The organism is Candidatus Methanoplasma termitum, from assembly GCF_000800805.1.
GTDB lineage: Archaea > Thermoplasmatota > Thermoplasmata > Methanomassiliicoccales > Methanomethylophilaceae > Methanoplasma > Methanoplasma termitum.
In genome coordinates this window covers 143,198-156,469 of sequence record NZ_CP010070.1, presented here as the reverse complement: position 1 = coordinate 156,469, position 13,272 = coordinate 143,198, and the positions used below count along the sequence as shown (strand labels likewise).

Below are 13,272 nucleotides of genomic sequence, written 5' to 3'. Positions count from 1 at the left end.
GCTCAGCCGTCCCCCATCGGATCTTTTCCTTTTTGAACTGTCCATCTCATTATTTTTTTCTTTTTCTCGGTGCCGTTCGCACTGTATCCTTTATCATCCATGGATTTATCCATATCGGCACCGTTCCGCTCTTTCGAACTGTTTTCGGCATCTTTCTTTTTCGGCTGGGTCTCCTGCTCATCTTTATCCATGGCAACGTCCATTTCCTTAGTGTCTTTTTTCTTAAACGATACTTCCAAGCCGCCTTTATCCAGGGTATCTTTCATCCCGCCACCGTCTTTCTTCTCGGATATTTCGCCTGGATCCTTCTTTTTCTTCGGTTGCTCTTCTTCGGCTCCCTCTTTTTCCATGGTCTTGTCCATATCGGTCTTGTCCTTCTTCTTGGATTTGGGCCCCGGTTCTTCTTTGTCCATGGTCTTGTTCGTATCTGTTTTGTCCTTCTTCTTGGATTTGGGCCCCGGTTCTTCTTTGTCCATGGTCTTGTCCATATCGGCCTTATCTTTTTTCTTTGAAGTGGGCTTCTCTTCCTTATCCTCCGTTCCGGACGTCTCATCCTGACTGCCGCTTTCTTTTGTCTTTTTTTGACTTTGCCCACCCTCCTTCTTTGAATCGGGTGCGGGGTTCTTCTGGCCTGAAAAAACCCTTTTTTTCAAAGGAACATATTTCCCTTCAAAGGCGACATCCATCATGTCCCCTTCGGGGGTCTTCGTTATTTCGGCGGGTTCTTCCGTCTTGCCTTCCGTTCCCTCCTTTTCTTTGGACGTTTTCGACTTATCCTTTGTCTCGCCGTAATCCTCGGACAGGATATCCGCTTTAAGACCTGGTTTGAAATCTTTCTTATCGGTCAGTGCTTTGTATATTGCAAAATTTTTGCTTTCCCATTGTTTCTTTTTCTTTTTTTCGTCCTTTGATTCATCTTCCGATCCATCTTTTGATGTGTCCTTCGATTTGTCCTTTGGTTCGTCCTTTGGTTCGTCCCGCCCATCGAGACTATACAGCCATGATATTATTCCTGCTGGCACATCAATAGTTTGTGCGGTGCCCCGTGCCGTTGCTATCTCTTTAAGCACAGTTTCGTCTACTTCCACTGGGAAGTCTTTCCCCGACACCACCTTTGCCGACACGGTCCCTCTTGCGATGGTGGTCCCGCTTTCCTCGTCTTCGATCTCGAGTCCTTTGAAATTCCATTCAAAGTTGCTTGCGTTGAATAATGTGATCTTTTTTATCTCATCGACAGGCACCGGAGCCGTTATTTCGATCAGGGTCTCTCCGGTCCTTGCGAATTCAGCAGAGAGCATCACGCTGAAAGCGACTGTTCTGCTCTTTGTTGATATCTCAATGCCGCAGAGTGTCCTGCCGTCGGGGAATGTATCGATGAGGTGCTTGTCTTCGGTCACCACCAGGTGGACCCTTCTGAGAAAATGCTTCCCCTCATCTTGTTTGAAAGTCTCTTTTCCCAGATACTTGTTCAATTCCTTGTTTCCCATAAGACAAAATTTTGAGGCCGCGAGACAAAGAGAGAAAGCCTTGAATTCGCCTTCTTTGCCGAATGGGTAATCTTTTTCCTTTCCGAATTTTTTGAGATCGTTCTTCAGTTTATCCTTTGGCCTTAGCTCGAGTATCGTCCCCTCTATATCTACTTCGATACTACCTATCGATCTTTTCGGCCCATACATCCCTTCGGCAAGTCTCCTGTACGGTGATGCTGCTTCCAACTCCTTTATGACGGATGGGATCGCTGTCGATGCACCTTCTCCTTTCAGAAGTTTTTGTGCTACTGCGGCCCAAGAGGATACCCACTTTTCCATCTCGCCTGTTTTTTCCTCAACGTCTTGAGGATATAGCGGTTCTGATTGTATGCATCTGACCTCTTTTTCGGCCACTGGGTATTTGAAGGACCTATTGCGCAGCGGAAGAAGTTCCTGCCCGTTGTACGCTGTAATTTTCTCTTTTGCCCGATCTTTGGACCTCTTCTCGACCTTCTTTATCTGGTCTTCAATCCCGGCAGAGTCGGCGAAGCATGAAGCAATGAACCGGCTAGGGACAGATATTGTCCTTTCCTGGTCGGATATCTTATCCGATATTGCTGCGTCGATATAGTCGGCGATAAGTACGTGTTTCTTACCTCCGTCCTTCGCTTTCGGGTCATACGCACCTTTCGCATATTCATTGATATATGCTGTGATGAACAGGTCCGTAGCATAATGGGTCATACACCCGAGAATGAAGGCGTAGACCTCATCCCTCTCCTTTCCTGGAGAGAGCATCCTGAATCGCTCAAACAGATAGTCGATCCATATCCCAGAGTCGGAGGGGTGAATAATGTATCTGCTAAAAATTATATCTGGGAGAAGTCCGCACGCTGCGGCCCCTCCCCTAAAAAATGTTTTGTTGTTCAGGATGGATCTTTTGACCTCGTCGGGCACAGTGTGACTTCCCCCCTTTAGGGGAAAGAACAGGGGCTTCTCCTCCTTGAACCCCGCACTTTCCCATAGCTCCTTCTCTGATTTGCTTCCAGGCTCGGTGTTCGGTGCAAAGGGTTCCCTCAAGCTCCCAGAAGAGTAGTTTCCCTTTACCTCGGGTATATTGAGCTCGCCTGTCTTCTCGATCTCATCTATGATGAGATTTGCCAGATAGACGTGCGTGAGCAATTTCATTAGTCATCTCACTCTAGCACAGAAATGTGCGCCAATGGATATGGCGTTCATTCCTTAGGCCGTTTTCGAAAGTTTTTCTATTTCTTTCTGATTCGCGGCATCCATCTTCTGCATTTCGAGTTCTACTTTTTTCATTTCGATTTCATACTTCAGTTGCTCTTTCTGCGCCCTGAGTTCGATGAAACGCTGTATGATCGGGTTTGGCGGCAACGGCACCAGACGGACACGTAAAGTGCTGCTTGCTTCTTCGGTGAAGTTGTACTTACTCGTATAGCTGGCGTTGATCGTACTCGATTTGATCGATGACTGTTTGATCGTAAAGTTCCTCAGGTTGAAGGAGGTCGTTGTTGATGGACCGTACTCTGTTTCACTGGTGCTACTGTACTCATTCTCTCTACTCATCGTTATTGCCATCTTCACTTCGATTATAGCATCTGAGAACTGATAGAATGTCGGCTGGAAACCTGCTCCTATCATAGAGGTTTTTATCGATTTACTGTCATCATCGTCCAGCAAAGGCAGGGACACGGGTGCTTTATCCACATTCCCCATTATTTTCAGCAGCTCGATCGATGTTCCGTCAAGTTTTGCCTGTGATGTTGCGATCGCAGACGCTACCTGATATACCATGTCTCCAAAGGGGACATCCAATATTTCTTGTCCGATTCCCATTTAATTCACCCTTAACTACCTGTCTTCTCCGTGGTTGCGGCCGGTTTCGCTGTATTCTCAGCTATTTTTGCCTCTGCCTCTTTTATCTTTGCTTGAAACTCAAGCTGTACCATCTGTGCCTTTATCTCCAACAATTTTTGAAGGAATGTGCTCGGCGGGACCGGTGTTATCCTGGTCCTGAGCAGGCTTGACCCGCTTGCTTCATACGAATATTTGGAAGTGTAAGAGGCGTTCATCGATGCGGAGCATACCCCCCAACCACTCGCACTTGCGGATGTAGAGATCGATGCTTCATGGCTTGATGTCGTGGAGATTGCCATCTTAACTTCGATTATCGTGTCTGTGAACTGATAGAATGTCGGCTGGAAACCGGCACCGATCAGTGATGTTTCTATTACCCCGTTGTCATCTGAGAGAACATCCGGTAACTCCACTTTCGCTTTCTTAGAATCGCCCATGATCTTTGCGATCTCACAGCTCACCAGATCCAGCTTCAACTGTCCTTCCGCTATCGCAGAGGCCAACTTTACTACCATCTCTGGGAACGGTACGTTCAATAACTCTTGTCCTACGTCTGTCACATTATTCCTCCTTGTCTTTTATCCTCTGATCTGTTTCTCTACTCCTTTTGCGTTTTACTTGGGCACGGCCCTCACCGATATCTTTATGGTGCTCATGCTTTCGACGCTCCTCGTTTCCGGGTCGGCACTCATGAACTTGAAGTCATTACCTTCCCGCACAACCTGCGCTTTCAGCTCAAGGTCCACGTTGCTCACCATATATGCGACGGACGAATCCCCCCCACTAGCTTTTGAGTTGAATTTATCGATTACCGTTCCAAGATAATTCGAGATATCTTCAGATGTGAATGCATTACTGACCTTTGATTTAGCCAGTTCCAGATCGTTTATCCTCTTTTCCAGAACGGCCTTTGCATCGGGAGTCAGTACAGATGCAGCGTACAGTGTCCGCGATGAGGCTCCAATATTGGCGGGTTCCACACTCAGTGCTTTCTCTAATGCCTCCACTCTCATCGCAAGATCGTCGATAGTTGGTGTTACCATTGTGCTCACTCCTTTACCGTTACTACAAGCGTGTTATCTGCCAGCATGATCTCTCCTCCCGCTGTGGATTGAGCTACTACGATCCCGGTCTCTTTGTTCCAGGCCGAACCGTCCTCACCTATGAACGAATATTTTATCGCCGCACCCAGCAGGGTCTTCTTTGCCGAATCTGTTGTAGAACCGAGCAGATTCGGTATCTTTATTACTGTTGGCATGGGAACCGGAACGAATCTTACCCTGAGGGTGCTCTCTTCCGTTTTTTCTGATTTGTATAGATTGTTATATTTGGCGTTTAAGGGCGTGGCAAAAAGTCTTGTACGTCTTACGCGTTTAGTGCCGTCTTCTGTCTGCTGCGTCACAACGCTTAGCGTTATTTTCAGAGTGAACTCCAACTCCGGGATGACGTACCAGTTTGCGGAAAGCCCGTAACCGGAGAGGACATCATCCTCTAATATCTGCTTCTGCGTCATCAGTGCGCTTATGTCCAGCTGCCTTTGGGCATTTGCAAGCCCTTCCCCGAGATTGCTGAGAATTTCTGCAATATCCGAATACATCTCATCAGCGCTTGCCTTTCCATTTGAGGATTGTGTTGCCGTTGCAGATGAGGCCCCATCTATAGTACCTGTTTTGGGATTAGCGGGGACAGTCGGGGCTTCAGATGGTGACTTGTTCTCCACCGGCGCGGGTTCTTTCTTTACATTTTCGGCGCTTCCGACAGGAGTTCCGACCTTCACGGTACCGGATGCGGCATTTCTGATCACTTCCTCATTTATTTTTGAAGGATCGATCGATATTTTTGTTGCGGGGGCGTCTCTTATTTTTGCCGCAACAGGGGTCTCTGCAGAATTTATTGCCAGCTTAGCCTTTGTTTTGACCGCCTTTACGGGTTTTGTTGCGGTTTCCTTTGCTGTATTATCTTCTTCTGGCATATCTCCGCCTCAAAAAATATATCCTATAGATAAATATATCATATTATTTACTATTTAAAATCTTCACGAATCAACCAACCTCTGAACACAAACTTATGAGGACAGAAATCCGCATTGAGAACACTCACTCTGTACATTCCGTGCAAGCCAGGCGTGAGTGTTCATCATTAGAAGGTGAGCCCCTGGCCTATGCCTACGTGGGAGGATCGATATCGCCGAAAGTCTTCCAGCTCTTAACCTTTAAGAAGTCGATCGATATAACGCAGAGTGGCCAGCGTCACGGAACGAATACCACATTTATCACACTGGGCACCATTTTTCTGAGATCCTTGAGGTCCGGGAAATATATCCTCAGAAAGTCGTCTGTGTGTACTCTTTTGTTCAAAAGCTTAGACACAACAGCCACCTCTGCCTTCCCTTCGATCTTCCACGCTCCGCCTTCGTATGATGTATCCGTGCTCACAAATATAGGTATTCGAAGCCTCATCTTCTCGATCTCAGTGCAGTTGGCTGCGAGAAGCTCGATATCTTTGCGGTCTACAGAGCATTTCTGACCGTCTTTTGTATCATATGAATCTAATCCGGATTCCAAGTACTCAAGAAGGGTTTTCCTGGAAACGGCAACATGTCTGTTCATGTCGCGGATGGTGCGCTCTATGTCCACAAATTAGGAATTGTGCAGCTGTTCTTTATTTTATCTGTTACATTAGTAATATGTGGGAATCGAAACAAACATTGGTTGGCTGTAAAGTAATAGATATTCGAAGGATATTTAGTGAATGTGGACAAAAAATTGGAAGGGGTTATCAAAGAACACCCGTGCTATGATTCCGACGCTCACACCAAATTCGCAAGGATGCATGTTCCTGTTGCTCCAAGGTGCAACATTCAGTGCAACTACTGCAATCGGAAATATGATTGCAGCAACGAATCCAGGCCGGGAGTCACTAGCGAAGTGCTTTCCCCGGAAGAAGCGGTCGAAAAGATCAGATTTGTGAAAGAGAAGATATCTGCCCTGAAAGTGATCGGTATCGCAGGGCCGGGGGATCCTCTCGCCAATGAAGAAACATTCCGCACGCTGGAGCTTGTGAACAAAGAGTTCCCAGAGCTTACGTTGTGCGTCTCGACCAATGGTCTGGCCCTCCCGAATAATGCACAGAGATTGTACGATCTCGGAGTGAGGTTCCTGACCGTCACTATGAACGCTTCCGACCCCGATGTCGGAGGATTGGTATACGACAGGGTGCAATGGGGCGGCAGAACATACAAAGGAAAAGAAGGCGCAGACATCCTTTTGAAGAATCAGCTAGAAGGCATCAGGAGATGTGTTGAGATCGGAATGGTCGTGAAGATCAACATAGTCATGGTGCCCGGAGTGAACGACGAACACATACCTGAGTTGGTAAAGAAAGTAAAGTCGCTTGGTGTGTACATCGTCAACATATTGCCTCTGATACCGGTAGAAGGTACGAAATTCAGCGATAAGAGGGCTCCGACGCCTGAAGAAAGGAAGAAGCTGATGGATAAATGCGAGTTGGACATCAAAATGATGAGACACTGCAAACAATGCAGGGCAGATGCGATAGGTCTCCTTGGAGAGGATAGGTCCTCCGAGTTCGCAAAGATGAAGAACTGTCAGGCGGGATGCGGCCCGTCACCGGAGAATTCTACTCCTTTGATGATCGATATCGATGAGAGCGACCCTTTAAGGGTCGCGATTGCTACGTCCGACGGAAAGAACATCGACAGCGGATTCGGGAACGCTTCCAGGTTCGATGTATATTCGGTTTCGAATGGGGGAGTAAAGCTGATTAGGACAGTAAACGTCGATACTTCAAAACAGGTTGTCGGCAGTTCACACAAAGAGCACATAAACGGCATCGTTGATCAATTGAATGACTGTACGGTATTTGTCGTAAAAGAGATAGGACATATGCCCTCCAAAGTTTTGGCGGAGAGGGGAAAGACCGTCAGAATATCTTCCGGGATGATCAAGAAAAGTACATTTAGACCTTGAAGTAGTCTAACATATAAGCCACATTATGGTCCAAAAATGAGTGGAATTAATACTCAATTTTGTATCGTATCTCGATTGTATCCTTTCATAGCGTATATAAATAAGAAAAGTATCGCCACACCATTCATATCAGGTGAACAGAAATGGACGCTCAGGGACTCAGGGACGCATACGTGAATTTCTTCAAAGAAAGAGGACACACCTACATCAGATCGGCTTCGCTCATACCCGAGAACGACCCTACCGTCCTTTTCACAACGGCGGGGATGCACCCTCTCGTTCCGTATCTTCTGGGAGAGAAGCACCCGGGCGGAAAGAGGTTGGTGAACTTCCAGAAGTGCATCAGGACCGGAGACATAGAGGAAGTGGGCGACGATTCCCACTTGACGTTCTTCGAAATGTTAGGGAACTGGTCCCTCGGAGATTACTTCAAAAAAGAATCGATAAGGTTCAGTTACGACCTTCTGAAGGATGTACTGAACATCAAACGGGATCAGCTTGCGGTGACCGCCTTCGAAGGAGAGGAGGGGATACCAAAAGACACGGAGACCGCCCGGCATTGGAAAGATCTTGGGTTCAGGGACGATCAGATATTCTTCTACGGAAGGAAGGATAACTGGTGGGGTCCGGCCGGACAGACCGGGCCTTGCGGCCCGGACACGGAGATATTCTTCGATAACGGCAAAAAGAAATGCGGGCCGAAATGCGGGCCCGCCTGTAAATGCGGGAAATACACTGAGATCTGGAACAACGTTTTCATGCAGTATAATAAAGACAAAGACGGAAAGTTCGTCCCTCTGGCACAAAAGAACGTTGACACGGGGATGGGGCTCGAAAGGACGCTTTGTTTCGTCAACGGGTTGAAGAATGTGTATGAGACATCCTTGTTCACAGGGATAATCGGAAAGCTTGAGGAACTATCAGGAAAGAAATATTCAGATGACATAAGGTCCTTCAGGATCGTTGCCGATCACCTTCGAGCATCGACTTTCCTGTTGGGTGACGGGGTCGTTCCGTCAAAGATGGGACAGGGATATATCCTGAGAAGATTGATCAGAAGGGCAAGCAGATACATGTCCAAACTCGGGATCGAAGGAGTGAATATGCAGAAGATATCCGAGGTGATCGTTTCGGAATATTCCGCGGCGTATCCTGAATTGGAAAATAATAAAGATTCGATCTACGCCCAAATAACCGCCGAAGAAGAGAAGTTCCACAGAACTTTGAACAAAGGCTTGAGGAGATTCGACGAAATGATCTCCGAAAGCGGGGAAAAGAAAGAGCTTGACGGCGAATCCGTATTCAGGTTGTATGACACATACGGGTTCCCGATCGAATTGACGCAGGAGCTCGCGGCGGAGAAAGGGTTCACGGTTTGCATAGCCGACTTTGAGAACAGATTCAAGGAGCATCAGGAGAAGTCCAGAGCCGGGTCGGATCAGGTATTCAAAGGAGGATTGGCCGATGCTTCCGAGCAAACAACGAGATTGCATACTGCTACGCATCTATTGAATGCCGCACTTAAAAGATTCGTCGATCCGAACATACACCAGAAGGGATCGAACATTACCGCCGAGAGACTGAGATTCGATTTTAACTTGGACAGAAAGGTCGAACCTGAAGAGCTGAAGAAGATCGAGGATTTTGTCAATGAAGTGATCAACGCGAATATACCTGTGGTGTGCGAGGAAATACCTTACGAAGAGGCTCAAAAAAGGCATGCTGAGGGAGTTTTTCAGTGTAAGTACGGAGAGATCGTCAAAGTTTACTCCATAGGAGATGTTTCTGTCGAGCTGTGCGGCGGACCTCACGTCAAGAACACCGGCGAGATCGGATCATTCAAAATAATGAAAGAGGAGAGCTCTGCGGCCGGCGTCAGAAGGATAAAGGCTGTTGTCGAATGAACGTCCCGCAGTGATCTCTTTTAGACTATCCATGTCTCTACTATCTTATATCCTGACGGAATATACCCCACGTCTGCCTGGTTGACCCAGCTTGAACCTACCTCGGCTGTAGACTCACAGTAATAATATTTTTCACCATCCAACGTTGTATAATATCCGCTTCCGCCATCTACCGCGACGCCCGCAGCCACATGTGCGGCGGTAAATGTGGAGCCCGAATAGATATACACGTGGTACAGAACAACCTTATAATCCATTGCCTTCATCATTGCGGCAAATAGTATCGCATGATCTTCGCAGTCTCCGTTGTCCTGCCAAAGGGTCTCCACCGGCAGCTTATAGTAATCGTTCACTCCTTTACTGGCAATATCTTCTTCGAACGGAATACTCTGAACAAACTTAAGCACAAAGTCAACACGTTCTACATCGCTCATTTGTGCTGTGAATATCTCAATGTCATCTGCCATTTGCATTATCACCGGATTGTCCGCAGTGACGAAATCCGCAATTACATCATATGCACCGCTTGCGCCGTCCCTTGGGATGGTTGATTTCTCTGCCGCGTGTTCCTCAGCATAAGGGATCGTCAAAGACCACGAAACAGCTCCGTTGTTGATAGAGAGGACATTGGCTACTTCCGAGAATATCTCGTCCTCTTGATACCTCCATACAAAACTCTTTACCATATCCTCGTTGACAATGACAAACAGATTCTGCTTCTGACTTTCCCCATTGGGATGGGTGGTTGTGAGAGAGATGGAAATGGGGCATCCATTCGACACGGAACACGTGATGCTTCCGTCATTGTTCCCCGAATCCGCGTAATTTAATTCTTCCAATGTGGACATGTCTTCAATCGACCACATCAGCTTGTCCGCACTATCGCGAGATATCGGCGTCAGTGTTATTTCCGTTGGGGCCTCGATGTTGGTCTGCGTGATCCTGAACGCTGCATCGGACACTTTATGGAATCTTGCTTCCAGGCTCGAATCGCACTCTACCACATATTTGAAAGAATTCGATGTCGAGACCAACGTCTGATCACTGTACCACCCGTCAAAAACATATTGGGAAGAAGTGGGCGTTACGGTGCAGACGAAGGAGCCACCGTGTTGGACGTATCCTCCTGTGGAGGACAGTGTTCCCGCGTCCAGATAATTTTCAAATAAAGAGATCTTGTGATAATTATTTGGAACATGAGTGCTGTTGTACTCGTTGATGTTCGTTACGTGCGAAAATGAATAGAGCATTACCCCTAATACAGACGCAGTGCAAACTACGATTACCAATACGACTATCCGCCCCCTCTTATTCATGATCGTCCTATTATATTTACTATATACGCATCCATATTATATATTATGTACTTCGACAACTTTCTCTGTTGGTCATAACAATAAAATTTCTTAAGAAAAAATTAAATATTGATGGATATAACATTTTGACCTCCAAGTCGGAGATATCTTCCGGGATCTCTGCGATTGGCCCTTAGAAATGTGAAAAGTCTGCTTAATCGGGGCAACAGAAAAAAGTAATTTTCTGTTGCGGCGTGAGAATAGTTGGAGTGAGACCGGGCGAACTTCCGCCCGATCTCTTTCCTTTTTTTTAGATCTTCCAAGTTTCAACCACCGTGAATCCATCCGGTTTGTACCCCACATTTGCTTGGTTTATCCAGCTTGTGCCGACCTCGGCCGTTGCCTCGCAATAGAAATACTCCACCCCGTCAACCGTTGTGCTGTATCCGCTTGCTCCTTCCACGGCAATGCCTGCCGCCACATGCGAACCGGTGTACTTGCCGTTCGAATCGTAGCAATATATGTGGTAAAGAACTGCATCGTACCCCAGCGCCTTCATCAGTGCGACAAATAAGATGGCATGGTCTTCGCAGTCTCCCTTTCCTTCCCAAAGGGTCTCTATGGGCAATTTATAGTACTCGCTTACTCCCTTTCCGTCGAGATCTGTCTGGTACGGAAGGCTTTGAACGAATTTAAGAACAAAATCCGCACGGGCTATATCGCTCATCTGGGATGTGAATACAGAAAGGTTCTCTGCCATATGCACTATCACGCGGGAATCTGATGTAACGTAGTCCCCCAACACCCTATATGCGCCGGTGGCGCCTGTCCTCGGCAACGTTGATTTTGTTGCGTAATAGTATTCTGTGAGAGGGACCAGAACATTCCACGAAACTGAACCGTTGTTTATCGAAAGGAGGTTGGTTACAGGTGAGTAGATATTATCCTTCATATATCTCCAATTAAAGGTCTTGGTGACATCCTCGTTGATCACAACGGTCGTGTTCTGTGTCATGCTGTCCCCATTGGAATATTCTATCGTATACGAGATTAGTAGCGGCGTTCCCTTTGCTACAGAGAAGGTTATACTGCCGTTGTCCTGTGATTCTGTATAACTATATTGCTCCCCAGTAAAAGCATCTTTGATGACCCATTCTCTCCCAACGATGTTGTCGACGGCATTAGGGGTCAGTGTCATTTCCGTCGGAGCAACGATGTTCGTCTGAGTGATCGTGAACGACGCATCGAATAATTTGAAGAATCTGGCTTCCAGCACAACATCGTGATCGATCACAAAGTCGAACGACATCTCTTTCGACACCAACCTGTGATCGGAGAACCACCCCTCGAAAACATACCCGGGCGAGACGGACGTCACTGTGCACTCAAAAGTATCGTTATAAAGGACCCACCCCTCGGTGGAAGCTATCGTTCCGGCATCCGGGTAATTAGTGGAAATGCTCACGCTATGGTGCTGATCGGACGGACGATTGGCATCGTTGAATTTGTTCATGTCCGTTCTTTCTAACGAAACATAAAGAGTTATTACAAAAATAGCCACTACAAGCATTACTATTCCCAACACAAACATGCGTCTTTTTTTCGTAGTTATTACTCTCCGATTTATATATGTAATATATGTATATATTAATTACATATATGCTCAAAGCGGAATTGGGGGTCTAATTTTGAACGTTAACCATTCAGAAAGAGTTCTCTGAGCCTGTAAAGTGCTGTCAGAATTGTACCGTTGTAGGCTCCGACATTCCATAGTCCCGCGTCGAATCTTTCCCATTGGCAGTAGAATGTAAGCATTGCTCTTGATATCTCGGCATCTGAGACGCTTATCAGCTCAAGCAGATCTTCGGTCGTTCCCTTGTATTCCAATATCACAGAATAATCGAAGTCCCGAAAGCCGGTATCGCATATCAGTTTGAAGAACTCCGACAGCGTTTCATCGTATGTGAGGTGTGAAGTTTTTCTGCAGGCCTTTCTCGGACGTTCTTCCGGATACCAATCCACAGGCAGCTTGCCCCTTATATTCTCGAAAAACGGAATGAAAAAGCAAAGTTTTTCAGTGCACGTTCTGTAATAATTATATGAGGATCTGTCCTCCATCACCCTGTATTTGTATCTGTACACTGAGTAATGCTCCTCTGGATGGATATTTTGAAGATATCTCCCGCTGAGTGACATCTCTCCATTCTCGAGTATCTCTTTCAGTCTGTAGAGCGCCATAAGAATGATGCCGTCCTTGGTTCCCTTTGAAGAAAAATAGTCTGAGAATCTCTCAAGATAGTAGAAGTATAATGTCTCCAGAACCGTTGCGGCGTCTGCCTGTCGGATCGACTCTTTACGTATGTCCGGTCCAACGGAATCGCTTAGGAAATTCTCCGGTTCCAGCCCTATCCCCATGAACAGACCGAAATAGAAGGAATCGAAAAAATCTCTTAACTTATAGTGTTCCGAACAGTAGAACACCCTTATTGTTCTGTCCGGGGACTGTTTACCCAAAAACCACCCGCATCCTTCCATTCCCTCAATGCTTTCAAAGTATGGGATGTATGTGCACAATGCTTCCGCCCAGTCCTTCAGTTCTTTCCCGATCTTCTCGTCCATTCTTTTTCGATTTACGTTTTATGGAGATTTATAATGTGCGTGTAAAATGATATTTGTGCATAGGTAATAATTCTGTTATTTTGAGTCCGCACAAACAATCAAAAACATTCACCCC

General features: G+C 46.6%; 11 protein-coding genes. 2 read left to right on the top strand and 9 right to left on the bottom strand.

Annotation, left to right across the window (positions count from 1 at the left end):
* Window positions 1-2 precede the first annotated feature (2 nt).
* From Mpt1_RS00735 to Mpt1_RS00710, 6 genes are all read right to left on the bottom strand, one after another.
* Window positions 3-2,657 (bottom strand): hypothetical protein, encoded by a 2,655-nt coding sequence (locus Mpt1_RS00735; protein WP_048111350.1) that lies wholly within the window; start codon window positions 2,655-2,657, stop codon window positions 3-5.
* A 54-nt stretch (window positions 2,658-2,711) separates the two neighbouring features.
* Window positions 2,712-3,329: a hypothetical protein gene (locus tag Mpt1_RS00730; RefSeq protein ID WP_148305785.1), complete on the bottom strand. Its 618-nt coding sequence runs from the start codon at window positions 3,327-3,329 to the stop codon at window positions 2,712-2,714.
* An 11-nt stretch (window positions 3,330-3,340) separates the two neighbouring features.
* A complete protein-coding gene (locus Mpt1_RS00725) occupies window positions 3,341-3,910 on the bottom strand; it encodes a hypothetical protein (RefSeq protein WP_148305784.1) in 570 nt (189 codons plus the stop codon).
* Between the two features lie 54 nt (window positions 3,911-3,964).
* A complete protein-coding gene (locus Mpt1_RS00720) occupies window positions 3,965-4,393 on the bottom strand; it encodes a hypothetical protein (protein WP_048111346.1) in 429 nt (142 codons plus the stop codon).
* A gap of 5 nt (window positions 4,394-4,398) precedes the next feature.
* Window positions 4,399-5,322, bottom strand: a complete 924-nt coding sequence (locus Mpt1_RS00715; protein ID WP_048111344.1) for a PASTA domain-containing protein — start codon at window positions 5,320-5,322, stop codon at window positions 4,399-4,401.
* A gap of 277 nt (window positions 5,323-5,599) precedes the next feature.
* Complete coding sequence (locus Mpt1_RS00710) at window positions 5,600-5,986, bottom strand: DUF61 family protein (RefSeq protein WP_052399214.1); 387 nt, start codon at window positions 5,984-5,986, stop codon at window positions 5,600-5,602.
* Window positions 5,987-6,103: 117 nt separating this feature from the next.
* On the opposite strand from Mpt1_RS00710, the gene nifB reads away from it, so the two are divergent.
* Together nifB and Mpt1_RS00700 are read left to right on the top strand one after the other, a co-directional pair.
* Entirely contained in the window at window positions 6,104-7,339 is a 1,236-nt protein-coding gene (gene nifB / locus Mpt1_RS00705) for a nitrogenase cofactor biosynthesis protein NifB (protein WP_238603128.1), read from the top strand.
* A gap of 143 nt (window positions 7,340-7,482) precedes the next feature.
* Entirely contained in the window at window positions 7,483-9,243 is a 1,761-nt protein-coding gene (locus tag Mpt1_RS00700; protein WP_048111340.1) for an alanine--tRNA ligase, read from the top strand.
* Window positions 9,244-9,263: 20 nt separating this feature from the next.
* On the opposite strand, the gene Mpt1_RS00695 is transcribed toward Mpt1_RS00700, so the two are convergent.
* The 3 genes from Mpt1_RS00695 to Mpt1_RS00685 all read right to left on the bottom strand — a co-directional run bounded on the left by Mpt1_RS00695 (window position 9,264) and on the right by Mpt1_RS00685 (window position 13,157).
* Window positions 9,264-10,532 carry an InlB B-repeat-containing protein gene (locus tag Mpt1_RS00695; protein WP_158386710.1) on the bottom strand — a complete coding sequence of 423 codons (1,269 nt, stop codon included), beginning with the start codon at window positions 10,530-10,532 and terminating at the stop codon, window positions 9,264-9,266.
* 316 nt (window positions 10,533-10,848) lie between these two features.
* Window positions 10,849-12,120, bottom strand: a complete 1,272-nt coding sequence (locus tag Mpt1_RS00690; protein ID WP_158386708.1) for a transglutaminase domain-containing protein — start codon at window positions 12,118-12,120, stop codon at window positions 10,849-10,851.
* A gap of 113 nt (window positions 12,121-12,233) precedes the next feature.
* Complete coding sequence (locus Mpt1_RS00685) at window positions 12,234-13,157, bottom strand: DUF6508 domain-containing protein (protein WP_048111333.1); 924 nt, start codon at window positions 13,155-13,157, stop codon at window positions 12,234-12,236.
* Window positions 13,158-13,272: the final 115 nt, after the last annotated feature.

Coding starts and splice junctions, on each gene's coding strand:
- Mpt1_RS00735 (WP_048111350.1), bottom strand. CDS start 2,657: ATGAAATTGCTCACGCACGTCTATCTGGCAAATCTCATCATAGATGAG.
- Mpt1_RS00730 (WP_148305785.1), bottom strand. CDS start 3,329: ATGGGAATCGGACAAGAAATATTGGATGTCCCCTTTGGAGACATGGTA.
- Mpt1_RS00720 (WP_048111346.1), bottom strand. CDS start 4,393: ATGGTAACACCAACTATCGACGATCTTGCGATGAGAGTGGAGGCATTA.
- Mpt1_RS00715 (WP_048111344.1), bottom strand. CDS start 5,322: ATGCCAGAAGAAGATAATACAGCAAAGGAAACCGCAACAAAACCCGTA.
- Mpt1_RS00700 (WP_048111340.1), top strand. CDS start 7,483: ATGGACGCTCAGGGACTCAGGGACGCATACGTGAATTTCTTCAAAGAA.
- Mpt1_RS00685 (WP_048111333.1), bottom strand. CDS start 13,157: ATGGACGAGAAGATCGGGAAAGAACTGAAGGACTGGGCGGAAGCATTG.